Origin of the sequence: Paenibacillus sp. FSL K6-1318 (assembly GCF_037976905.1) — a bacterium.
GTDB lineage: Bacteria > Bacillota > Bacilli > Paenibacillales > Paenibacillaceae > Paenibacillus > Paenibacillus amylolyticus_A.
Genome location: NZ_CP150270.1, coordinates 6075497 through 6100926 on the forward strand (window position 1 = coordinate 6075497; position 25430 = coordinate 6100926).

General features: G+C 47.6%; 23 protein-coding genes. All 23 read right to left on the minus strand.

What is annotated here, in order from left to right; translation table 11 throughout:
• Positions 1–73: 73 nt before the first annotated feature.
• Entirely contained in the window at positions 74–1201 is a 1128-nt protein-coding gene (locus tag NYE45_RS27310) for an MraY family glycosyltransferase (RefSeq protein WP_289390507.1), read from the minus strand.
• A 372-nt stretch (positions 1202–1573) separates the two neighbouring features.
• On the minus strand, positions 1574–2332 hold the full coding sequence (locus NYE45_RS27315) for a WecB/TagA/CpsF family glycosyltransferase (RefSeq protein WP_340014700.1): 759 nt from the start codon (positions 2330–2332) through the stop codon (positions 1574–1576).
• Between the two features lie 7 nt (positions 2333–2339).
• Positions 2340–3521, minus strand: coding sequence for a polysaccharide pyruvyl transferase CsaB (gene csaB / locus NYE45_RS27320; RefSeq protein ID WP_340014701.1), 1182 nt, complete (start codon positions 3519–3521; stop codon positions 2340–2342).
• Positions 3497–5518, minus strand: a complete 2022-nt coding sequence (locus NYE45_RS27325; RefSeq protein WP_340014702.1) for a DUF5693 family protein — start codon at positions 5516–5518, stop codon at positions 3497–3499. Before NYE45_RS27325 ends, csaB begins: the two co-directional genes overlap by 25 nt.
• A gap of 217 nt (positions 5519–5735) precedes the next feature.
• Positions 5736–7457, minus strand: coding sequence for a phospho-sugar mutase (locus NYE45_RS27330; protein ID WP_340014703.1), 1722 nt, complete (start codon positions 7455–7457; stop codon positions 5736–5738).
• Between the two features lie 110 nt (positions 7458–7567).
• Complete coding sequence (fabZ, locus tag NYE45_RS27335) at positions 7568–7999, minus strand: 3-hydroxyacyl-ACP dehydratase FabZ (RefSeq protein WP_036613058.1); 432 nt, start codon at positions 7997–7999, stop codon at positions 7568–7570.
• 525 nt (positions 8000–8524) lie between these two features.
• A complete protein-coding gene (locus NYE45_RS27340) occupies positions 8525–8749 on the minus strand; it encodes a DNA-directed RNA polymerase subunit beta (protein WP_340014704.1) in 225 nt (74 codons plus the stop codon).
• A 12-nt stretch (positions 8750–8761) separates the two neighbouring features.
• Entirely contained in the window at positions 8762–9601 is an 840-nt protein-coding gene (locus NYE45_RS27345) for a flagellar hook-basal body protein (protein WP_062836972.1), read from the minus strand.
• A 419-nt stretch (positions 9602–10020) separates the two neighbouring features.
• Positions 10021–10905 carry a flagellar hook-basal body protein gene (locus NYE45_RS27350; RefSeq protein ID WP_340014705.1) on the minus strand — a complete coding sequence of 295 codons (885 nt, stop codon included), beginning with the start codon at positions 10903–10905 and terminating at the stop codon, positions 10021–10023.
• Between the two features lie 102 nt (positions 10906–11007).
• Complete coding sequence (locus NYE45_RS27355) at positions 11008–12006, minus strand: rod shape-determining protein (RefSeq protein ID WP_062836970.1); 999 nt, start codon at positions 12004–12006, stop codon at positions 11008–11010.
• Between the two features lie 219 nt (positions 12007–12225).
• Entirely contained in the window at positions 12226–12513 is a 288-nt protein-coding gene (gene spoIIID, locus NYE45_RS27360) for a sporulation transcriptional regulator SpoIIID (protein ID WP_024632710.1), read from the minus strand.
• A gap of 170 nt (positions 12514–12683) precedes the next feature.
• On the minus strand, positions 12684–13424 hold the full coding sequence (locus NYE45_RS27365) for a M23 family metallopeptidase (protein ID WP_062836969.1): 741 nt from the start codon (positions 13422–13424) through the stop codon (positions 12684–12686).
• A 470-nt stretch (positions 13425–13894) separates the two neighbouring features.
• Positions 13895–15235, minus strand: coding sequence for a stage II sporulation protein D (gene spoIID, locus NYE45_RS27370; RefSeq protein WP_340014706.1), 1341 nt, complete (start codon positions 15233–15235; stop codon positions 13895–13897).
• Between the two features lie 472 nt (positions 15236–15707).
• Positions 15708–17054, minus strand: a complete 1347-nt coding sequence (gene murA / locus NYE45_RS27375; protein ID WP_082762960.1) for a UDP-N-acetylglucosamine 1-carboxyvinyltransferase — start codon at positions 17052–17054, stop codon at positions 15708–15710.
• 521 nt (positions 17055–17575) lie between these two features.
• A complete protein-coding gene (locus NYE45_RS27380) occupies positions 17576–17833 on the minus strand; it encodes a DUF1146 family protein (RefSeq protein WP_076332551.1) in 258 nt (85 codons plus the stop codon).
• Between the two features lie 604 nt (positions 17834–18437).
• Positions 18438–18842, minus strand: a complete 405-nt coding sequence (locus NYE45_RS27385; protein ID WP_062836965.1) for a F0F1 ATP synthase subunit epsilon — start codon at positions 18840–18842, stop codon at positions 18438–18440.
• A 60-nt stretch (positions 18843–18902) separates the two neighbouring features.
• Positions 18903–20306, minus strand: coding sequence for a F0F1 ATP synthase subunit beta (atpD, locus tag NYE45_RS27390; RefSeq protein ID WP_047840699.1), 1404 nt, complete (start codon positions 20304–20306; stop codon positions 18903–18905).
• A gap of 95 nt (positions 20307–20401) precedes the next feature.
• Positions 20402–21274, minus strand: coding sequence for an ATP synthase F1 subunit gamma (gene atpG, locus NYE45_RS27395; protein ID WP_036612560.1), 873 nt, complete (start codon positions 21272–21274; stop codon positions 20402–20404).
• Between the two features lie 327 nt (positions 21275–21601).
• Positions 21602–23116 (minus strand): F0F1 ATP synthase subunit alpha, encoded by a 1515-nt coding sequence (gene atpA / locus NYE45_RS27400; protein ID WP_047840700.1) that lies wholly within the window; start codon positions 23114–23116, stop codon positions 21602–21604.
• A 16-nt stretch (positions 23117–23132) separates the two neighbouring features.
• On the minus strand, positions 23133–23681 hold the full coding sequence (locus tag NYE45_RS27405) for a F0F1 ATP synthase subunit delta (protein ID WP_062836964.1): 549 nt from the start codon (positions 23679–23681) through the stop codon (positions 23133–23135).
• On the minus strand, positions 23678–24166 hold the full coding sequence (atpF, locus tag NYE45_RS27410; protein WP_062836963.1) for a F0F1 ATP synthase subunit B: 489 nt from the start codon (positions 24164–24166) through the stop codon (positions 23678–23680). Before atpF ends, NYE45_RS27405 begins: the two co-directional genes overlap by 4 nt.
• A 115-nt stretch (positions 24167–24281) precedes the next feature.
• Positions 24282–24506: a F0F1 ATP synthase subunit C gene (gene atpE, locus NYE45_RS27415; RefSeq protein WP_017691934.1), complete on the minus strand. Its 225-nt coding sequence runs from the start codon at positions 24504–24506 to the stop codon at positions 24282–24284.
• Positions 24507–24584: 78 nt separating this feature from the next.
• The gene (gene atpB, locus NYE45_RS27420) at positions 24585–25403 is read right to left on the minus strand and encodes a F0F1 ATP synthase subunit A (RefSeq protein WP_062836962.1); all 819 of its coding nucleotides are present in this window, start codon (positions 25401–25403) and stop codon (positions 24585–24587) included.
• Positions 25404–25430: the final 27 nt, after the last annotated feature.

Here is a 25430-nt window from a genome sequence, read left to right on the forward strand (position 1 = left end):
ACCTTATCCACAAGGGATAAGGTTGGGTCTGGAATAATATTCAAGAATAGCTGTAACCAATACATTTATCTATTTATGATTTCGAACGGGTCTCCGGATTCAGCTTGACGCGCATGCGCATCAGGAAGTTGATAACCGGTCTTCTCGTCTTACTGACAAGTCCGATGACTTCTGCTCCCACTTGGAGGAAGAACATCATGATACAGATGACCACGAACGTTACCCAGTTCGCTTCGAACATGGCAGCGGACGATTGGATAATGGCCAGAACTCCGAAGAACGCGGCAATTCCATAAATGATCAGTACCGTCTGACGATGACTGAATCCAAGTTCACGCAAGCAGTGATGCAGGTGACCTTTATCCGGTGAGAAAATCGGCTTCCGTTGTACTGCACGACGGATGATCGCAAAGAAGGTATCCGAGAGCGGCACACCGATAATGATCAGCGGTGTAATGAAGGACACGACAGCAATTTGTTTGAATCCCAGCATGGACAGCATCGCAAGAGAGAAACCAAGGAACAGTGATCCGGTGTCCCCCATGAAGATCTTAGCTGGATGGAAGTTGAAAAACAGGAATCCAATGATGCTACCCAACAACACAAGGCACATCAAAGCGATCATCATGTTCCCCATCAGGAAGGACATTACGGCAATGGTACCAATCGCAATACCAGATACACCCGCTGCCAGACCATCCAGACCGTCAATCAGGTTAATGGCATTCGTTACACCAACAATCCACAAGATCGTCAGCGGAATAGATACCCAAGCTTCGAGTGAAGAATAGGAATCCTGAAAAGGAATGTTAACGAAATCTACGCGGATATTAAATCCGAATACAACGACAGAAGCAGCAACGATCTGACCGAGCAACTTCACTTTCGCCGACAGTTCAAACCGATCATCGAGTGCTCCGATCAGTACGATAATGGTTCCACCAATCAGAAACGCGCTGACAAAACTCATATCCCGAGTCGTGAACCATGCCGATACAAACGGAAGCAATGCGGCAACTGTAATAATAAAGGCCAGAAATATTCCCAGACCACCAAGACGTGGCATGATCCGTGTGTGTACTTTACGTGCATTCGGCGTATCCATCGCGCCAATGCGGACTGCGAACTTTTTGACAAGCGGTGTCAGGGCAAGAGCCAGTCCCATTGACACGATAAATCCAATGATAAAGATCGCTACCATTTGAACATTCGACCCCCAATTATAATACCTGTACGAAATTATAAATCCCCTGATCTCTTTTTATATATAAAAATTATTGTTAGTCACTTTTGATGAAAATTTTGTTACACGATAACGGAGAGTGCAAGGAAAACCTAGAGAAGTGTAACGTTCGCATTTATCACCGGATTTCATCCTTTGGAAAAGGATAAAAGGAAATCTGGGGATAACGGCGATCGACAGGTTGCCTTGCAATCGTAGTGCCAAGTGTAACACTTCTGTTTTCATGGAGTGGCACACATGTAATCCGGAATGAATTATACGCTCATCACACCCGAAAAGCCATCCTCAATTTCTAGCAAAAACACGCATTTATCTCGCAATTACCTGTTTTTAACGGACTTTCGTCACGTTTTCTTTGTCCCGCATCACCTTAACAGCGAATTTCGGAAGCGCAAGCATCCGGCCAGCACGGCTTGGGTCACGCAATAAGCGATAGAACCACTCCAGTCTTAACTTTTGGAACAGCTTAGGCGCACGTTTCGTTTTGCCCGAAATCACATCAAAGCTGCCACCAACGCCCATGGTTACGGGAACCTGTAGAGCATCTTTGTGCTGGTGAATCCACGGTTCTTGTGTGTCGGCCCCACGTGCTACAAACAACAGATCAGGTGCAGCTTCCCGAATGGAAGCGATGACCTGTTCATCCTCAGCCGGACCAAAATAACCGTCGCGATAACCCACAATTCGAATCGCCGGATACTGCTGTTGTAACCGAACTGCCGTTTCTTGAATCACCTCAGGGGTGGAACCCAGCAGATATACGCCCCATCGATAGTTTTCTCCAACACGCAGCAATTCATGTAAAAGCTCATAACCCGGCACTCGCTCAGCTACAGGATCTCCACAATAGTTTGCAGCCCATACGACACCTGTTCCATCAGGAACAATTAATTCCGCAGCTTGCATGACTTCCATAATTGCGGGATTTTCCAATGCGGCCATAACCATAATCGGGTTGGCTGTGATGACCTGGTGTGGCTGCTTGGACAGCACAGCTTCCTGGAGAACCTTCACCGTTTCTTTCATTGTCAGTTTGGAAAAAGGAATGCCGTAGATCGAAACGGTAGGTATTGATCCGGTCTGACTCATCTTTATCTCATCCTTTGCGGCCTAAATAGTTAATAATCTGCTGTGCAGGTACTCTGGCTTCCTGCTTCAGTTCGGTGATGCCTTCTTCATGTTCCTTCAACCACTGTGAACGTTGATCCAGCAGTCCCACTACCGTCTTGGCGAGCTTGTCGCCATCGAGTGTATCCGTATTGCCTGCCGGCTCACTATCCAGACGAAGCAGGAATTGGTCAATTTTCGGATCATATGAGATGCCCACCGGAGGAACATATTGCGATGCTGCATAGATCAGACTGTGCAGCCGCATACCGATGACAAGATCACACTTGCTGACTTCCTCCAGCATAAGCTGAGGATCGGTCAGATCCTGTGTGATGCTAATCTCACTACCTTTGCTGGTGACATCACCGAGCATTTCCATAAGGAATCGTGATGCCTGTTCATCAATCGGCAAATGAAATGGCAGAAAACGCAAGTGCACGGCTCTTTTGGAGCATAGCTTTTTCAATCCGGCTGCAATAGCAGTAAGCTCTTTACGGTCTGACTCCCAGAAACGTACCGATATGCCGATCACAGGAAGCTTGGTATGTGCTCCAGATGAAGGTTCCACTCGGTTAGCTTGATTAGCAACATTTGCTGAAATAGCATCTGCGCCATTCTCAACTTTTGCTTCAGGTAATGGCAAGCCCATTACTGGGTCAGGTACTACATGGATCTGATTCCACTGTAGCCCGAGCCCACGCAGGTAGTCTGCAGATTGTTCATCCCGAACAGATACATAGGTGCAGGCCTTGAAGACCGATTTGATCATCGGATTGAAAATTTTACGCTTCACAGGGCCAATCCCCTGTGCGTAGATAAACGTTGGTTTTTTCAACCACTGGGCCAGCTTGATTACACCCAGATAATAAGGAATGGATTTCAGTCCAGTTGCATCCTGCAACAGACTTCCTCCGCCACTGATTAATCCGTCACTCTCCTTGAGAGCTTCTCGGACTTCCTTCAGTTTCATTCGATGCACGGAGCGCACACCGTACATGGAGGTTGTCCACTCGGGGTCACCCGAAAGTACAATCGGTTCAATGGTGACGTTCGACCTCTGACTTTCCTCTTCCAGCGCTGTCAAAATCGACTTTAGCACCGCTTCGTCTCCGCTGTTGCGGAATCCGTAATACCCCGAGATGACTAACTTTTGAGAAGTGGTGACCATTTTTTCCAACATCCTTCCGCTACTTGCCACACACCCACAGCAATGATACCGAAGATTAAGCCAAGTCCCAATCCCATCACTCCACGAATGAGTGACAATACAGCCGGCGTATGGATATGCGCGAACGTATCCACCATGGACAATTGTCCAATTGCTGCAATAATGAGCACAAAGATGACTTTACGATATTTTAAAGCGGCGAACACGCCAACGATAAACAGCGGGTGTCCCAGCATAAATTCTTTAAATCTCGGCCGTACACCGAACGTATCTTCCAGCGTGGTACGCAGGAACATCTCGAATGGTGTTACTGAACCCGAGTTGCCTGTACGGCTCAAATAATAGTATCCAACAACGGCAGCAACGAGTGCCAAAACAACCATTAAAACATTAATTGGCATACGAAGCATTTCTTTAATTTTCTTGATCGAGAACGAACCTGAGCCACGATAAAACACAATATAGATCGCTACCAGTGCCATAGGTGCAAAGTGTAACAGACTTACGCCGCGGAACTGGTTAATCACCAGACTGTACGTAATGCTGTTAAGCAACGCGATGACAAAAGGTACCGCCAGGAACGAAAGAATTGACGTTCTTACATATAACACCAACGTTTGTTTCAAACGACGACCCGCAGATGCGTCGGGTTGACGCTGTTGCTGATAGTTCACTGTACGAACAGCCAGCACCATCGCTATGGTCGGCGCGGCTATGGCCACAAGCAAGGCAATTCCTTGCTCCAGCAACGTTGGTTTCAAAAGGAACAATCCGGCACTGCCCACCAGAGCAACTACAAATGCGATCAATGTCAGTAGTGGGATGAAATAAGAAACCATAAGTGCAATCATGGCAATTGCACCAACGAGAGCAACCAGCTTGGCATAACGCTGAATCGACGAATCCTTAACTGTAAATGCTTCAGCTTGTCCAAGTTCAAATCCATGCTTCGCCATGCGTTCTACTGCATGACCCGGTTCACCCAGGCTGTTGATCAGATTCTCAATTGGATCTGTAATCATGGCCTTTGCTGTGTTCCGGCTTGGCGATGCATTCATATAAAGCATACGAATGTTGCGGTCTTTGGTTGCCAGAACAAAACGGTCAGCAATCGTATCTACGTCCAGATTGGCATCTCCATCACTAAGTGAGTACAGACGCACGACATTGTAGTCCGTTTTATAAGCGAGGGTCTGGAATCCAGACTGCGGTTTCTTCAAGTTCTCAATGGCTGCAAGACCAATATTGTGCTTGTTCAGCAATTGTGCGAACTGGTCGAGACTTTTCATCTCTGCATTATCATTGTACCCTTTCACAGCATCACCATCAAACAAGATGCGCTTCACGCCATTTTCCTCGAAGAAGGTAAGCAAGCGCTCCATCGATTCCTGGCTGTATGGCACACCGTCCGAGATGCGCGGCAAAATGTAGAAACCTTTTTCACGCAGCATCTTCACCGCAACCGGATCAGGCTGCAAAGGCTGCATGTTGGCATTCTCCGGAGGAGTCTGCAATATTAAGCCGCTACGACCTTCATATTCCCATGGTTGCACCGGAATCTGACGATCAGCGAACGTTTGTTCAATAATAGGGGTATACGTCTGTGCGTTTTCCTCCGATGTAAATAACACATACGTGTAATTTGCGTTAGAAGGAATCACATCTTTGGTCAGGTTTGCGAGATCCTGGCCGTTGTACACCATCAGTCGGCGTGTCTTTCTCAGCTCGTCCAATGTACTTTCGAACACAGCCATCGTTGTTACGCCTGCGTCTTTCAGACGAGTCAATTGTTCATTCATGAAATCTTGCGGATGTGCCTGATAGGCGGAAATATCCAGCAGACCTCTATAGTTGAAGACAAGCTCCACCTTTTTGGCAGAAGATTCTGTCTGCACCCGATCACTGATGACAGGGATGGACGCAACCAGACCGATAATAACGACGAGCCACAACCACTTCCGAGAAGCGTTATTCCAATAAAGCCATTTTTGACGCACTACATGTACCTCCTCAAGTGTTGGAACCAAATGCACGTTCAGCTCAAGTAATTCGTTCATTTAACATTTATACAATAGGTTACAAACAGCTTGTGTCAACAAGCCCTGTTATATGCTAGAACCATCTGCACTTTTATTTCAAAGAAAAACCCCTCCGCCAACCAACCTTACGGTGCGGAGAGGCCTTCTCATGTTCTTGCTCATTGCTGCATTCGTATTATTGTGCGTCTACACGTGACATCACTGTAGTCACCAGACGCTCGATCCGGCTTTCCGCATCTTCCAAGTTCTCTCCACGCACGGCGAAGTAAACTTTGATCTTCGGTTCTGTTCCTGAAGGACGCAAGCAGAACCATGAACCGTCTGCCAAAATGAACTTCAGTACGTTCTCCTTCGGAAGACCGTCCAGACCAAGGGAATAGTCCAGCACATCTTGTACAGCAATTCCCGCTACTTCTTGTGGCGGATTGGAACGCCAGTCGGTCATTTTGGCCTGAATCTGAGCCACACCGTCTTTGCCTTTCAGCGTACGGGACTCCAGCTTCTCCAGGAAGTAGCCGAATTGGTTGTATAGCTCTTGCAAGACATCATAGAGCGTCTTGCCTTGACTCTTATAGTACGCAGCCGCTTCAGCAATCAGCATCGAGGCAAGGACAGCATCCTTGTCACGGGCATAGTTGCCGGAAAGGTAGCCATAACTCTCTTCATATCCGAACAAGAATGTATGACTGCCTGTAGCTTCAAACTGGTTCATTTTTTCACCAATATATTTGAAGCCTGTCAGTGTGTTCATCACTTCTGCACCGTAATGTTCAGCAATGACAGCACCCATCTCACTTGTTACGATCGTTTTGACAACCGCACCATTGCTTGGCAGTGTACCCGTCTCTTGCAGGCGACTTAACAGGTAATGTACCATAATGGCACCCGACTGGTTACCGGACAAGACGAAATATTTACCATCGTTGTCTTTCACAACAGCACCCATGCGGTCTGCATCCGGATCTGTTCCGATCAGAATGTCCGCGCCTACGGATTCTCCCAGCTTCATTGCGAGCGTAAACGCTTCGCGTTCTTCCGGGTTAGGGGACTTCACTGTAGAGAACTCAGCATCCGGCTGTTCTTGTTCCGCTACAATGTGCACTTGCTCGAATCCGATCTGCTCCAGCACGCGACGTACAGGGATGTTGCCTGTTCCGTGCAGAGGTGTGTATACGATTTTGAAATCACGGCCTATGCCGGATTGGATCAGTTCGCGGCTCAGACTGCGGCTTGCTACAGTATCCACAAACGCTTGATCTTGTTCTTCACCCAACCAGATCAGAAGGCCTTGAGCTTCTGCTTCTTCTTGCGTCAGCTTCTTCACGTCAGCAAGAGAAGGCACTTCCTGGATGTACTGAATGACTTTTTCCGCTTCATCCGGTACCAATTGACCGCCCTCATGATTGTAGACTTTATATCCGTTGTATTCAGGTGGGTTATGGCTCGCTGTAACGACAATTCCGCCAGTTGCATTCTGATGACGCACCGCGAATGACAACTCCGGAGTTGAACGCAAGGATGGGAACAGCTTGGCTACAATGCCGTTTCCAGCCAGTACAAGCGCAGCATCCAGTGTGAATTCAGGTGAGAAATGACGGGAATCATGAGCAATGACAACAGAAGGTTTGCCTTCTTGGTCAGCATGCTGCTCAAGCAGATACCGCGCAAACCCTTGAGTCGCCCGACCCACAGTGTAACGATTCATCCGGTTGCTTCCGGCACCAATGACTCCACGCAATCCTCCTGTACCAAACTCCAAGTTTCTGTAAAAACGTTCCTCCAGCTCTTTCGGCTGATCCTGCAAGTCACGAAGCTCCTGTTTCGTTGCTTCATCAATCGAAGCATCCTCCAACCATTGCTGCAACGTTTCTGCTGCTGCTGTGCTTAACTGTTCCATTCCGATAAACCCCTTCCGTCTATATAAATTCAGGTGTGCTGAGTACTTCAGCATCTTGCATCATTCGGTCCGACTGCGTTCCTGCATGATGTCAATGCTCACGTATGTAATCAGCTTGGGTCAGACAGTGCAAACATGATCTCGCCTTCAGCGACCACTTTGTCGTTCACTCGGGCAGTTGCTTTACCTTTACCGATAGAACCCTTTAGACGTGTAATCTCCACTTCCAGAATCAACGTATCTCCGGGCACAACTTGTCCACGGAATCGGAAGTTGTCCAGTCCCGCCAAAAAGCCGATTTTTCCTTTGTTGCCTTCCAAATTCAGAATGGCTACTGCACCAACTTGCGCCAGCGCTTCTGTAATCAGTACACCCGGCATTACCGGATACTCTGGGAAATGACCAATGAAGAAAGGTTCGTTAATGGTTACGTTTTTCAGACCAACGGCACGTTTGCCATCCTCAATCTCTAGAATCTTGTCCACCAGCAGAAACGGGGGGCGGTGCGGGATGATTTCTTGAATCTGTTTGATATCGAGCACAGTGTAATCTCCTCTCGGGATGTTTATATGAGCAGTCTTCATCATGGATTGACTCTTAGCGCTACGATGGTCGTTACGGTTACGGATCGTCCTTCTGATCGCTGTTGTCCCCGAATTTTTTTGAATTATTTTCCAGATGGATAACATTAAGAAACAGCTTATGCTTTCGAAGCAGCTTTCTTTACAGAAAGCTTTTAGGCGAGCGCTTCGCTTCTTCTGAACGATACCGTTCCTCCACTTACTTCGATACTGCAAGGTCAACCCCAACATGACAAAATCAAACGCTCATATAAATGGGTTTTTAATTTTTAAATTTTGTATGGAAAGCATATTTTCGGTTAACACTAGTTATATCCTTCATGACTGCAGTAGTGAAGGTTAAGATAAGGGGTCTCTCTTCGCGATGACGAATGTCTTTCGCAGGGGAGGCCTCTTTTGACGTCAAACGTCATCCATCATTATACTGTTTTCAACGTCAAAAAGAAAACTCCTGCCTGCGCAGGAGTTTTCGCTTAACTCGTTACATTATGGAGCGAATACCAGATTATATACATGTTCCCATGTACTCCATTGCCATACGGAACCGATATCCTGTTTGCCCAGTACCACATATCCAGCTACCATTCCGCCAGCAAGGGCAAGAATAAGCAGGACCGGAACCAGAAACCATCTTGCGATGCGCCATCCACTCTTCTTCTTCTTGACTTCCTTCTTCTCTGGCTTACTGTTCTGCTGCTGTGTTTCTGTCATCACATTCACCTTTTACGCTCTTATAGTGTTGGCAAGACCCATCATGGAGTCACTCGAAGTTAGTGCCCGTGCCGCCAGCTGATATGTCCGCTGTCCTTGCATAAGCAAAGCCATCTCCTGTGTCAGATCCACATTGGATTGCTCCAGATAACCTGGACGGATCATGGCAGTCGCTTGACGTGTAGCTGCATCAGCGCCAAATACATCATCCTCGGTTAATCCCGCATCCAGCCCAAACAGGTTATCCGCATACTGTACGAGCCCCTCAGGGCGTTCAATGTCTACCACTTGCAGCTGTGCTCCAATGGTGGCGTTCGCCTCATTACCGCGTCGGATTAACAGGTTGCCATTTTCATCAAAAGCAACTTTGCTATTATTCGGTGCCGTAATACGGTTTCCTAAACGATCCAGAGCAAAGTGACCTTCGCCATTAACCATTACCATCATATCTGGTGAATTGGGAGTAGGTTTCGGTCTTGTATCAGGTACAAAATGAAATGCACCCTGACGTGTCCACATTTTCTCCCCATTCGCTTCTACTGCAAACATGGCATTTCCTTCAATGGCCAGATCGGTTGGAAGACCTGTCTCATTTAAGGTACCTTGGGACATATCCTTCGTCACATCTGCCAAACGAGCACCAAAACCGAGGTTATAGCCCATCGGTGTGGAGCGTCCGTCGAGCTTGTACTTGTCCGGTTGTTGTTGAACCCGGGTCAGCACATCCTCGAAAGCCGCTTGCTTGCTCTTATAGCCTGCCGTATTCACGTTGGCAATATTATCGGAAATGACATCCAGACGCTGCTGAATAGCGGTCATGGAAACTTTGGCACTAATCATGGAATTATTCATCGGTGGTTTACCCTCCCTTGTGTCCTGTCCACCCTCCCAAACCCTCCCTAGTAGGGAGGGCCCCAGATGGCGCTGCCCTCTGGACTCCCGAAACAGGCGGATTAGGTAAGTGGGGTACGATCTTGCTAAGTGACGGTGGTGTGTGTGCGCCGCGACTGCCCGCCTATGATTCCCGCCATAGTTTCACATGGCTGAATCATAGGCGGGCACGCTCTTTATGCGGCGTGTAGCTCCGCGTGGTCTCTCCCTGCTTTGCTTCGCAAAGGACTGTCGAGACCGTCGCTGCGCTCAGGCACTGCTGCGCACTCCTCGCATAAGCTCGGTTGCGTCTAGACTCTTGCGCTTCGCGTGAGCCTCTCTGCTTTGCTGCGCAAAGGGCGTTTGGCTCTCCTCTGCGCGGTTATATTTAAACGTCGGCGTTATACACGACCGACGTCATTGACGGCTTTTTCCAAACTGCGGTCGTAGAATTGTACGACCTTCTGGTTCGCTTCATACGCACGGTATGCAGCGTTCATATCAACCGTTGCCTGTGAAGCATCGACATTTGAGCCTTCCAGGTATCCCTGACGGATCTGCACATTATCACCGGCAGCCAGCATCCGGGCAGTTGCTCCATTTTCATCACTCAGACTGAAATTGCCATCACCTTGACGAACTAGCTGATTCGGCTGGTCAATGACACTAATACCAAGAGTAACGCCTGTCGGTGCACCGGTTGCTGCATCCACAAGACGGCCTTGCTCATCCACTTTAAATTGCTCTACCGAACCTGTCAACACTACAGGTTGTCCATTATTATCCAACACTTGCGAACCTGTTGAACTCAGTAACTGTCCGGTTCCTGTAATCTCGAAGTGACCATCACGTGTATACCCGGTGTTACCTTGTGCATCCTGAACTGTAAAATACGCCTGAGGCTGGTAAGTTACCGTACCATCGGCCCGTACAAATTTGCCTGAAGCGTCAAACGGGACAGGTTGTCCAGTCTGCGGATCATTGACAGTCATATTGGATGAAATGGAAAAATCATTTTTCTGTCCAGTCTCCATAATGGTCCCCTGCAAATTCATGGACAAACTCTCTTCCGCGAACACCCCTGTGTTCAGCTTGCCCAGCCGCTTTGTCGGGAGATTCGCATCTCCGCCTACCAAGGTAATGAGCATCTCCGGGAAGGAACGGCTTACGCTGTTCACCTGTTTGTATCCCGTCGTGTTCGCATTTACAATATTCTGTGTTGCTGTGTCATGGCGGCGTTGTTGCGTAATCATTCCCGCAGTAGCGGTGTACAGACCTCTTAACATGAATTAACCCCTCTCCTCAAGCGCTTGTCCTGCATTACAGGCTGGCTGCTTGTCCGTTCTGCTTTCCGAGCATGGCGAACCTTTGCTTTTTATATCGGCAGATTAGAACTTTTTCTTAACCACCTGATCCAAATTATTAAGCATAATGCCTGTCCCCTTCACGACACAATGCATTGGATCTTCAGCAACCCACACCGGTACATGCAATTCATTGGACAAAAGCTCGTCCAGTCCGTTCAGCAATGCGCCTCCACCAGTCAAAACAACACCACGGTCGATAATGTCCGCTGACAATTCAGGCGGTGTACGTTCCAATACCGATTTGGCTGCCACGATGATGGATTGCACAGAATCCCAGAGCGCTTCCTGTACTTCATTCCCCGATACCGTTACGGTAACAGGCAAACCGGATACCATATCGCGTCCGCGAATATCCATCTCGGACTGACGTCCACCTGGCGTCACGGAACCAATCGCAATTTTGATATCTTCTGCGGTCCGTTCACCGATCATGAGCTTGTACTTGGCTTTAATAAACTTGATAATCGCTTCGTCGAACTTGTCCCCTGCAACTTTAATAGAAGAGGCGGTGACCACGTCGCCCATAGAAAGGACTGCAACGTCAGTCGTTCCGCCGCCGATATCCACGACCATATTGCCGCTCGGCTGAAAAATATCCATTCCCGCACCGATCGCTGCCGCTTTAGGCTCTTCTTCCAAGAACACTTCTTTGGCACCGCTGCGCTCCGCCGCCTCGCGAATGGCCTTCTGCTCTACAGAAGTAATGTTCGTTGGTGCACAGATCAGAATTCGAGGGTGGCTGTACCAGCTTCTTGCACCCACACGATTAATGAAATGTCTGAGCATCGCTTCCGTAATTTCGAAGTCCGCAATAACGCCGTCTCGCAGCGGTCTAATGGCAACAATGTTACCTGGAGTACGCCCCACCATACGACGCGCTTCTTCCCCAACAGCAAGGACACGCTTCGTATCTCTTTCAATGGTCACGACGGAAGGTTCATCGAGGACAACCCCACTTCCTTTCACGTGAATAAGCACGTTCGCCGTGCCAAGATCAATACCGATATCCTTGCTAAACATAAAAGAGCCCCCAAAGTGATATTATTTGGTCAGCGTATCCTGTGAAAAAGAGTCCCTTATCACGTCACCGCTCGTTCGACAAAGTGCAACATATATATGTAAAAATCGGGCTGATAAGATGTCATAATTCGATCCTGTACCAGCTTTTAACATATCATACTTCAGGGGAGGGATTCAATGCATGTGTGAGCTTTTTGGCCTACGTCTTGGTGAAGATGCTTACGATTTGGCGGAAGCCAACACCTCACGTTTCTTGCCACTCGTTTTTTTGTATTTGATTTTGGTCGCTTCCCCGCCCCGCAAATGGCGGATCGACTTGTGGTACTCCAAAATGTGTTTCACCTGGTCAGCAAGATCAGGGTTGATTTCCGGCAGACGCTCCGTCAAATCCTTATGCACAGTACTCTTTGACACGCCGAATTCCTTGGCTATGGTACGGACCGTATTCCTCGTCTCAACAATGCAGCGACCAATTTTGATGGTCCGTTCCTTGATGTAATCGTGCACGCTCCCGCCTCCCTACTGTGTGGATAGTTTGGTACATTATATGAGGAGCATGCCTATATATTCGCGGTTTAGAGGTGTGACAAGCTTCGAAGGTCCCATTATTTTCTGAAAAGCACAAAAAGAGCAGAGGTTTAACCCTCTGCCCATCATGTTGCTGCGGTAATAATCATTTATTTTTCCGGAAGATATCCTTGCGGGTTAACAGGCTGTCCGTCTTCGTACACTTCAAAGTGAAGGTGGTTGCCGAGCGTTTTACCCAATTCATTGACGCCAGCAGATGCAATCGCATCTCCCTGTTTCACTTCGTCGTCCTGTTTCACTTTGACGTCTGCCAGGCTTTGGTATACCGTCTTCAGGTTATCGCTGTGTGTGATTTCCACAACCTGACCTGTGAGCGGATTTTGCTCAACCCGTGTAACTTTACCGGCAAGCGCTGCTTTGACTTCAAACGTTTTGTTATCCCCACGTGCCAGATCCACACCCGTGTTCGGGATGAATGTATCATTGTACTGCACCATCGCCGCTTCATGTTCCTCGGTTGAAGCTTCGCTATCATAGAAAGGTTTCACTACCGAAATTTCGGACGGTACCGCTACCGGCCATACAAAATTCTCCGACTTTGCAACAACTTCCACACTTTCCTGTTCTCCGCCTGCTGCTGTTCCTTCTGTACCCGCCGATGCGCCTGTTTCTACTACCCCGCTAGCAGGGTCCGAGTTCAGCGTTTTGTCGCCTGTGCCCTGATAGACCCACACTAAGGTTAGTATAATGCCTGCTGCTGCGATGTAGGCTGCCGGGAAGACCCAACGTTTGGACATTGCTCTTTTCCATGAAGAGGGCTGGCTAGCCGGTACTCCTTGAGTTGTTTTAGGAGTTTCTTCTTGGTTTGTTTTTTTGTTTTGTTCATTCATGTTAATCACCTCAGTAACAAGTGTTACCGGGTGCAACTCTTTTATACACGCGCGACTCTAATTATTTTCACGGAGGTTTCAGAGAGTGCTATATATGTGAAGTGGTGAGTGATTAGTGCGTGCACCGCTCCGGGGCCAGAAAACCTTTCGACCGGTAGTAAAGGCAAGTTTACGCTTCCGATGCAGCTTTCTCTCAGAAAGCTTTTAACTTCGCTTCTACAGGTCTTTTCTGTCCCCTGCGCTCCCCATACACTAGCACTCTCTGCATACATAGCCGAATCTCGCAAGTTCCGGAAAGGGTGGTTGGTAATAAGTTCGAATTGGCTTTAATGACCAATCCTTCTATGAAGTGAGTTTACTTGCAGAAAGCGAAATGGTATAGGATGTGACTGGATACCGGCCGCCTGAGGCTTTCCTGACGTCCTCATGCGTCAAAGCATTTATTATCTATCCATCCGTGTTCATCTCTCCTACTTCGATGCCAGCATCTTGGATGCCTGTCCGAATGAGATACCCGTATAGTAGTGTTTGAGAATCTGGGTGGCGGTGTGACCCTCCTGCGCCATGCCGTTTGCTCCCCATTGGCTCATACCCACCCCATGTCCGTATCCATACGTTGTAATCTGCACCTCGTCACCCTCGGTCTTCCAACTGAATTGGCTGGATCTTAATCCAAGCAGCTTGCGGACCTCGGGGCCGCTGAATGTTTCACCTGCGATCTGCATTTCCTTAATCCGATGTCCTTTGGTTGTAGACAATACTTCCATCCACGATCCACTCTTCTGGGTAGTCACGGGAATGGCATCCAGGTTCAGCTTCTGCAGAATCTCGTTACGCTTCATGGTAACGGTCTGTTTGAATCCTGGAGCAAGATTTTTGTCCCACGGACTGTCTACACTTTGCAGATACGGCACAGCGTTTCCCCATACATCCTCCGCATTCTCGGTATACCCATTACTTGTGGAGAAAAAGGATGCGGTAATCGCTTTGCCCTGATATGTCATGACCGTATCCCGACTTTCACGTACAGCCTGTTGCAGCTTCTCCCATTCCTGCGCCTTCCCTAGACGAGTCCAATCTTCTTTCACCTGATCTGGCGGAATAAACACCTGATGGCTGACCGTATCCGTCACATCCGCCGCACCCAATGGAACACCGCTTGTATCACTCGCAGCGAGTCTTCGTACGACAAATGTGCGAGCTGCAATGGCCTGCGCTTTTAACGCCTCCAGTCTGAATTCCGCTGGCATCTCAGCAGCCACTACGCCGGTAACATAGTCTTCCAGTGGCAGATTCATCGTTGTGCCCGTTGCAGACAGGTATACGCGTACTTGGGGTTCGGGATAGGTGACAGGAACTGCTGGCGCAGGAGCTGGGGTTATTGTACTGCTGGCATCTGTTGGCGCAGGGATTGGCTTTGGTGATTCGCTCGCCCGCGGCCATACCAGAATTACCGGAATCAGTAATGCCATCGCCAATAAAGCAGATACAGCGGCAGCGGGTTGCCATCGCGTCGTGTTACGCCCCCATCGGGGTTTTCGTCCGAATGTCCGCATTCGGCGACGCTTCACTCGTCGGAATTGGTCCAGCTCAATAACGGGTATATGGATGTGCTCGGCTGTCTGTCGGTTTAGCTCATCTGTCGACACCCGTCTTGGACTTGATATTTTTGCAGGCTGTGATGAAATATTCCTCAGGTTCGCTGAGGCTAGCTTGTCTTGTGCCACTCCAGAAACGGTATTCTCCTCCGGCTCTTGCATACCCGGGCGAGGGACAAGGGGCACCTTTACCTGAACACGAGCTTCTTTCATTCGAATATAACCCTCCGTTGTCTATGGCCGGTTAAGTGCCGGTCGTGTTGTTCAAATCCATAGTTTAGGGTATGAGCTAGCCCGATCTGATAGAACCTGATTTAAGAGAAACGAGGCCCTTTTCGTTCCGTTAGCTTTCCAGCTTTCTTTTGCCATGTACATCTTAGAAACGTTGATCTGTCGCCGAATACCGATGTTTAACTCCAAACGGAACCCTATATTAAGTACGCTCTTTCATTTGGTTCAGAATCGGTACAGAATACAATGTTATGCTATACAAGTTAGGACCAGCTATTAATAGAATCAGGTATTAAATATCTCGTTGATCTTTTTGAAAATAAACACAACAAAAAAAGCCAAGCCGGATGGCTTAGCTTTATCATCTTTTACAATATGTGCTCCATCGTATTCATAATCCACACAACCGTGTGACTCATACTACAGAACAGTATTCTTTTAAATCAATCCAGTGTTAAGCCAAAGTTGGTTGTACCTTAAACATCGGTACTTCTTTCTCCACTTTTTCACTAGGTGCTTTGGTTGCTTCCAGCTTAGGCTCATCAACCGAGATCCGATAGATGTCAGCGCCAAGTCCGTTAAGCTTCTCCGCAAGATGTACATAGCCACGGTCGATGTGATGAACACCGCCCACTTCCGTTGTACCTTCAGCAACAAGACCTGCAATAATGAGTGCGGCACCCGCACGCAAATCGGTAGCCGTTACTTTGGCACCCTTCAGTTTGGCATTACCTGTGATGATGGACGAACGTCCTTCAACTTTGATCTCCGCATTCATCAATTGGAATTCATCCACATGCATGAATCGGTTTTCAAAAACAGTCTCTGTCACGACACTTGTTCCTTCAGATGCGAGCAAGAGTGCCATCATCTGGGATTGCATATCTGTCGGGAATCCTGGGTATGGTAATGTTTTTACATCCACAGCCTTAAGAGGACGATCTGCGATTACACGCACGCCATTCTCATCCGGTTGGATCGTTACACCCATCTCTTCAAGCTTCGCAATAACGGAGCCCAGGTGATCAGAGATTGCACCTTCAATGTACACGTCACCACCAGAGATTGCAGCAGCAGCCATATACGTACCAGCTTCTACCCGATCCGGAATAACGGTGTGTGTTACGCCTGTCAGTTTCTCCACACCTTCGATGCGGATCACTCCAGTACCAGCACCACGTACAATGGCACCCATTCCATTCAGGAAGTTGGCAAGATCCACAATTTCAGGTTCTTTTGCCGCATTCTCCAGAACAGTTACGCCTTCGGCCAATGTTGCAGCCATCATAATATTTTGAGTGGCACCTACGGAAGCCACATCCAGATAAATTTTCGCGCCACGTAACCGACCTTGGCTACGAGCTTCGATATAACCTTGGCCCAAGCTGATCTCTGCGCCCATGGCTTCAAAACCTTTCAAATGCTGATCAATAGGTCGTGTACCGATGGCACATCCACCAGGAAGTGAGATTCTTGTATGACCCATTCGCGTCAACAAAGGCCCCATGACCAGGAAAGACGCCCGCATTTTACTTACCCATTCATACGGGGCTTCACAGGAAGTAAGTTTCTCCGCATTTACGGTAATCACTTCGTCCCGGTATGTAACTCCCGCTCCCAGCGATTCCAACACCTTGTTAATCGTCATCACATCGTCTAGAGGAGGCGCGTCAATAATAACGCTTTGTCCTTCTTCCCCTAAGAGAGAGGCAGCGATGATCGGAAGAACAGAATTTTTAGCGCCGCTAACTTTGACACTTCCGGTCAACCTTTTGCCACCGCGGACGATAAATTTGCTCATCATGGTTCCCTCCGCGCTTTTATTCCCTTTTCTTCATTCCGGAATACGTAAGCCCCACTATGCTAGAAAGGACTGTTGCTGTGTGTGGAATTTCGACATATTCTGGCATGTTGCCACAGATGTCTGTTCAGAAAAGAATTGGTTTTTATAATCCATATCAATGATACCATGTGCCGTGCCTCTTGCCATTCAGCATGTAAAATCAGTGTCTTACAAGCCAGCAGAGCATCAGAACAGACAGAGTGGGATGGTTATTAGCCGGCATCAACCGGATATCCCGTTTATAACTACAAAATAAGTGAACAATTGTGAATTCCCTAACTTCCATCATAACATTGTTGAATTGTACGATACAAGCATTTTTACATAAAACATCTCAAATTCATCCAATTTCACGTCACATTTTTTTCTTAATTTCTTTACCGACAACTCATACTCTAATTGTTAACACAATTAATCGATGTTATTCGACAATGAGCTCCTTGAAGATCCTAACAGATGATTAACCAACCATCTCAACATTAAAACAAATTCTTCAACATTTGGGTCCAGGACAAGTAGTCAATGACAAAGCCAGCAACGGCGTGCCCCAAAATGATGGCGAGCAACAAATGTAACAGTCTTCCCTGAGCACCTCGTGGCTGTCTGATGATCAAATCCAGTTTGAGATTCTGCAAAGCCCACCAAGACAACGCTATACATAACAGGGAGACGATAATTGAGACCAAGCCATTGGTGCTTAGCGCCTGATTCACCTGATTCGTCAGATCAGTATCCATATATTCATTACCTCCACATTTGTTGCAGCGATCAGCATATCATATGCCCAGCAACCATAACTTGTTAGTATACTGGAATACCTTGAGCATAACATGCTGAGCGTACTGTCAGATTTACTCCTGCCAGGCAGGAATCTCCTGATGCCCAATCACCGAGCAGCAACAATGCGGCTGTGCATGACTATGGAATCTACTACGCAGCTTCCTTCTGCTGACTCTATGGAATATAGGCTCTTTCATCATACATTGTCAATTACATTGATTTCCACTTCTAAAATATTTTAATTTTAAAATGCCGGGATTTTGTGACTAAAACGACATAAAAGAGCGCTATTTCGATATCGATTCTGTCATTTCCTCGGAAATAATTTGAATTCCCCCATGAAAAAAATGGTTCTCTCAGTGGTAAATGCGCCCACTACTTTAGTCCTACATTCTATTCAAATTCTCATAATCGGTGAATAATCTGCTTAAGAAACTTCTGTTTAATGAAGGGATGTCGTGGAATTTGAAGCCAGTTGTTTTACTATATTCGATAAAACAATTCTATCAACCAAACTCAAAAAAGCCCGGCAGACTAAGCCGCCGGGCTTCCAAGAATCGTTTATTTGCCGAATACATTAATCCGGTTAACCGCTTTTTGCAGAGCAATCTCTGCACGACGGTGGTCAAAATGGTCCTGATTGCTTTGGCTTGCAAGCCGACGTTCTGCCCGCTCTTTCGCCGCACGCGCACGATCCACATCAATGTTTTCCGGGAATTCAGCACTCTCTGCAAGTACAACAACCTTATCTTTACGTACTTCGATAAACCCGCCACCGATAGCAACTTGTTTATTTTCTTTTCCGTTACGAATATAGATTGGTGCAATCTGCAAAGGTGTAACCATAGGAATATGACCAGGCAGAATGCCCAGTTCCCCTTCAATACCACGAGCCGTGATGCTATCCACTTGTTCTGAATATACCAGACGCTCGGGTGTTACAATTTCCAACAAAAAGGTGCTCAATTCCATCCCTCCTGAAACTATCCGAAGGATAGCCCACATAAGGACAATCCTGGATTCAGACTAAACCAGTGTTTTGGCTTTCTCCACTGCCTCTTCAATTGTACCAACAAAGAGGAAAGCTGCTTCCGGAAGATCATCATACTTACCTTCGAGAATCTCTTTAAAGCTGCGCACCGTTTCTTTAACCGGAACGTATTTACCTGGAATACCGTTAAATGCTTCAGCAACGTGGAAAGGCTGGGACAAGAAACGTTGGATTTTACGAGCACGGTATACAAGCGCTCTGTCTTCTTCACTCAACTCGTCCATACCCAAGATTGCAATGATATCTTGCAATTCATTGTAACGTGCCAAGATACGTTTAACGCCTTGAGCTACGCTGTAGTGTTCTTCACCTACAACTTCAGGGGACAAGATCCGGGAGCTGGATGCGAGCGGATCTACCGCAGGGTAGATACCCATCTCGGAAATTTTACGCTCCAGGTTCGTCGTTGCATCCAAGTGAGCAAACGTCGTTGCAGGAGCCGGGTCAGTGTAGTCATCCGCAGGCACGTAGATGGCCTGGATGGAAGTTACAGAACCTTTTTTCGTTGAAGTGATACGCTCTTGCAATTGACCCATTTCTGTTGCCAGCGTAGGTTGGTAACCTACCGCGGAAGGCATACGTCCAAGCAAGGCAGATACTTCTGAACCGGCTTGGGTGAAACGGAAGATGTTATCGATAAAGAGCAACACGTCACGGCCTTCTTCATCACGGAAGTATTCCGCCATCGTCAGACCTGTGAGGGCTACACGAAGACGTGCGCCTGGAGGCTCGTTCATTTGTCCGAAGACCATTGCTGTTTTGTTGATAACGCCGGAATCACTCATCTCGTGATACAAGTCATTACCTTCACGTGTACGCTCACCAACACCGGCGAATACGGAGATACCACCGTGTTCTTGTGCGATGTTGTTGATCAATTCCTGAATGGTTACCGTCTTACCTACACCGGCACCACCGAAGAGACCGATCTTACCACCTTTAGCGTAAGGTGCGAGCAAGTCGATAACTTTGATTCCTGTCTCCAGCATTTCTGCTTGGGTAGTCAGTTCATCAAATGCAGGTGCTGAACGGTGAATCGGGTTCTTGTGCTCAGCAGCTACAGCACCGCCAGTATCAATTGCTTCGCCGAGTACGTTAAATACACGACCCAGTGTTGCTTCTCCGACGGGTACAGAGATTGGCGCTCCTGTATCTAAAGCTTCCATACCACGAACAAGTCCATCCGTGGAGGACATCGCAATACAACGTACTCGGTTGTCACCCAGATGTTTCGAAGCTTCGAGTGTAAGGTTTACACTAACGCCGCTCTCACTTACTGTAGTGATCGTAATGGCATTGAGGATTTCCGGCAGACCGCCGCGATCAAACTCGACGTCAACAACCGGACCCATGATGCTCACAACGCGTCCTTTGTTCATCTTAACGTTCCCCTCCTACAAGCCTGCTACTTTTGCAAAAATAATGTACCGTTCGTTTATCTTTGCTCTGCAAGCCTTCATTAATAAAAAAACGGTTAGCCTTGTGCTGCGTTGGCACCTGCCACAATTTCCGTAATCTCCTGCGTAATCGCCGCTTGACGGGCACGGTTGTAAGTCAATGACAAGTCATTAATGAGTTTGGATGCATTTTTGGTTGCATTACCCATTGCCGTCATTTTCGCGCCGAGCTCACTTGCCTTACCGTTCAGAAGTGCACCATAGATCAGCGTTTCCGCGTAACGCGGAAGCAAAACCTCCAGTACAGCTTCAGCAGACGGCTCGTATTCGTAGCTTGCCGTTGGTCCTTCCGCAGCAGTTACCTCAGGTGTTTCCATCGGAAGAAGTTTTTCTACCGTAGGAATCTGGGTCAACGCATTCACAAAGCGGTTATAACAAATGTACAATTCATCAAATTCAGCCAGTTCAAACCCATGAACAGCTTCGTGTGCGATGGATTTGATGTCTGCAAATGAAGGCGAATCCGACAGATCCGTTGTTGTGGATGCCATCGCAATTTCACGACGTCTGAAGTAATCGCGTCCTTTACGTCCAATGACGAACAATTCGTAGTCATCCTGGGAGTTGTGGCGCTCTTTGAGCGTCTGATTAACCTGACGCAAAACGTTCGCATTGTATCCACCTGCAAGACCACGGTCCGATGTAATGATCAGGTAAGCTGTCTTTTTGACCGGACGGCTCTCCAGCATCGGATGCTGTATCCCTTGCGTGCTTGATGCAATACTCGCGACAACTTCTTTCAGTTTCTCCGAATAAGGACGGGCTGCTTCCGCTTTTTCCTGCGCTTTACGCAGTTTTGCAGCAGCTACCATCTCCATTGCTTTGGTGATCTGCTTGGTGCTTTGTACGCTTTTAATTTGCCGCTTAATTTCGCGCATGCCTTTTGCCATGATTTCACCACCTCAAAACTTTGGCAGAGCCAAAGTTACTTCGTAAGCAATAACATAGTTCTGACAAAGTCAAAACTACATCGTAAGCACAACCCTACTTTGGCAGAGCCAAAGTTACTTCGTAAGCAATAACATAGTTCTGACAAAGTCAAAACTACATCGTAAGCACAACCCTACTTTGGCAGAGCCAAAGTTACTTCGTAAGCAATAACATAGTTTTGACAGAGTCAAAACTACATCGTAAGCATCATCTTTTTTGACAGAGTCAAAGTATTACATGCAGACATGCGGAATCGGTTAGACAACTCCGCACCTGCAATCATTTATTTAGACAGAGACAGCAAAGCTCTTTCTGAACTTCTCAATTGCACCTTTCAGTGCATTTTCGTTGTCTGCAGTCAATTCTTTAGTATCACGGATGGATGCGAGAATCTCCGGATGGCTGCTCTCCATGAACGCGAGGAACTCACGCTCGAAACGAGTAACATCACCTGTTGGAATCTCATCCAGGAATCCTTTAACCGCGGTGTACAAGCTGACAACCTGTTGTTCTACAGGCAGAGGCTGGTTAACACCTTGCTTCAGGATTTCCATCATGCGTGCACCACGATTCAGGCGGGCCTGAGTCGCTTTATCCAGATCGGAACCGAACTGGGAGAACGCTTGAAGCTCACGATATTGAGCGAGGTCGAGACGCAGGGAACCTGCAACCTTTTTCATCGCTTTGATCTGAGCAGAACCACCGACACGGGATACGGAAATACCTACGTTGATCGCCGGGCGTTGTCCAGCATTGAACAAGTCAGCTTCCAAGAAGATTTGTCCGTCCGTGATGGAGATTACGTTCGTTGGAATGTATGCCGATACGTCGGAAGCTTGTGTTTCAATAAACGGAAGTGCGGTTAAAGAACCACCACCAAGTTCATCATTCAGCTTCGCAGCACGCTCCAGCAAACGGGAGTGCAGGTAGAAGACGTCACCCGGATAAGCCTCACGGCCCGGTGGACGACGAAGCAACAAGGAAAGCTCACGGTACGCAGAGGCTTGTTTGGTCAAGTCATCGTAGATAACCAGAACGTGCTCGCCTTTGTACATGAAGTACTCACCCATCGAACAACCGGAATACGGTGCGATGTACAAGAGTGGTGATGGATCGGAAGCTGCTGCAGTTACAACAATCGTGTACTCCATTGCGCCTTTACGACGAAGAGTTTCCACAACTTGAGCAACTGTAGACTGTTTCTGACCAATAGCTACATAGATACACTTCATGCCGCTACCTTTTTGGTTCAGGATCGCATCAATTGCGATGGATGTTTTACCTGTTTGACGGTCACCGATGATCAACTCACGTTGTCCACGACCGATTGGTACCATTGCATCAATGGCTTTGATACCTGTTTGCATCGGCTCATGAACCGATTTACGATCCATTACGCCTGGTGCTTTACCTTCAACTGGACGGAATTCCGTTGTAGCGATTGGCCCTTTGCCATCTACTGGAATACCGAGTGGGTTCACAACGCGTCCAATCAATGCTTCGCCTACAGGCACTTGCATGATTTGACCAGTACGTTTCACTTGGTCGCCTTCACGAATATCGTAGTAAGGTCCCAGGATAACGACACCGACATTGCTTTCTTCCACGTTCATGGCGAGTCCCATAACACCGCTTGGGAATTCAACCAACTCGTTGGACATGACGTTCTCAAGTCCGTAAACACGAGCGATACCATCACCAACCTCGATTACCGTTCCGACTTCGACTACATCGATATCGGTCTTGTATTGTTCGATTTGGCTCTTAATTAATGTACTGATTTCTTCTGGTTTGATACTCAAGTGTCCTCACCCCAATCTACTGTACTCGTCTGTTAAAAGACTGCTCAAGACGTTCGAGCTTGCCAGCCAAGCTGCCGTCATAGATCGTATCGCCAATGGCGACTTTCAATCCGCCCAGCAGAGTCGGATCAACAATGTTCTCGATACGAATCTTTTTATTCACACGGCCACCGAATTCACGGGCTACCGCTTCTTTTTCTTCATCATTCAATGCATAAGTCGAGTAGACACGCGCATCAGCGATGCCGAGCGACTCACCTTGGATTTTCCGATAATCATTCAGCAAGTCTCCCAGCAATTCAACGCGTCCGCGCTCAATCAACAACAAGACTGTACGAAGAACAGACTCGGATACCTTACCATCAAGACTTGAGTGAAGCACGTTCTGTTTGGCTTCATCAGAAATATTAGGGGATACGATAAATTTCTCGATATCAGCATCTCCGGTCAATGCACTGACTACTGCAACCAGTTCCTGTTCAACCTCAAGCACCTGCTGTTGCTGAAGAGCAACTTCGAACAATGCTTTCGCATAACGCTTGGCAACAATCGTATCGCGGCTCATTGTCGGCCTCCTACCTCATTGAGGTATTGGTTCACAAGTTCTTCTTGTGCAGGACCGTTCTCAACTTCTTTTTTGATCAACTTGGATGCAATCTGAACGGAAGCTGTGCCCAGCTCGCTGCGAAGCGCTGCGACTGCTTTGTTCTTCTCGCTCTCGATCTCGCGTACTGCATCGTCTTTCAGACGATTAGCTTCTGCTTTCGCATCAGCCAAGATCGATTCAGCTTGTTTGCCACCCGTTTGTTTGGATTGTTCAATGATGTCGTAAGCATCTTTGCGCGCTTGCTCAAGAGCTTGTTTTTGTTCCTCCACATAGGCAATGGCCTGTTCCCGAGTCTGTGCAGCCTCATTCATCTGCGTCAACACGAGTTCACGACGTTTTTCCATAATGGAGAACAAAGGACCGAAAGCATAACGGCTAAGCAGCCAATATAAAATAGCGAATGCAATAATCGCAAGAAGCGTATTTTCCCATATGAAACTCAATCTGTTCACTCCTTCCTGGAGGTATCCTTGAAACGTTCATCTGCACGTAGCAGACATTACCTAAAAAGAAGGCGCGGATGGCTATGGCCTTCCCCGCCAAACCTTTAAAATTAAATTAAGCCATACCGTAGAACATGAACGCGAGTACCACACCGATGATCGGCAATACCTCGATCAAACCTACACCGATAAACATTGTTGTTTGAAGAGTGGATTTTGCTTCCGGTTGACGGGCAATACCTTCCACCGTTTTGCTGATTACCATACCGTTACCAATACCTGCGCCAAACGCGCCCAGTCCTGCAACAATTGCTGCTGCGATTAATGCCATTGCTCCCATTTGTATATCCTCCTTAAAATGTTAAATCGAATTTTTTATTGTTCAGCCTGGTGAAGAAATCTTCGTAGGGCTTGAAACTTAATGCTCGTCGTGCGTCTCGATGCTCTGTGAAATGTACACCATCATCAAGATAACAAACACAAATGCCTGGATCGCGCCGATAAAGATACTAAAGCCTTGCCACACCATTAGTAGCGGAATCGCTGCAATAGCACCAAACACTTTGAATGTGGTCAGTTTCAGGATCGTTGCGATCAGTACCTCACCTGCGAAGATATTCGCGAATAGACGCATACCGTGTGTCAACAGCTTGGATGCCGTCTCAATCAGGTTGATTGGCAAGAACAAAGCGAATGGCTTCAGGTAATGCTGGAGATATCCTCTGGTGTTGCGGAACAATCCGAGTCCATGAGATACAAGGAACGCTACGAGAGCGAGTCCCATCGTTACAGACAAATCGGCTGTCGGTGATTTCCACCAGGCCAGTTCAACGTGTGGATGTGCTTCCGGGTCCTTGGCATGTGCTTCTTCAAACGCCTCCACCGCTGTAACAATCGGCTGACCGAACACTTGCGCATGTTCTGCGCTGTCCACTGCAGTTACCGCTTGGAACGGAAGTCCGAGCATGTTTCCTACAAAAATGAACATGATCATGGAAAGAGCGAGAGAGATAAAATGTTTACCTTTCTTCATATCCATTGTACTGGAAATCAGATTGCGGACGAATTCTACTGCCCACTCCATAAAATTTTGCAGCTTGCCGGGGTTTTCAACGGATAGTCTTCGTGTGGCCAGTACAGCAAAAATAAAAACAAGGGCACCTGTAACTACCAGCATCAACACAACCGATAGATCCAGTCGAAATCCGCCAAGCATAATAATTGGAGCTTCATGCATATTTTTCTCACCCCTTTCTCGACTTGA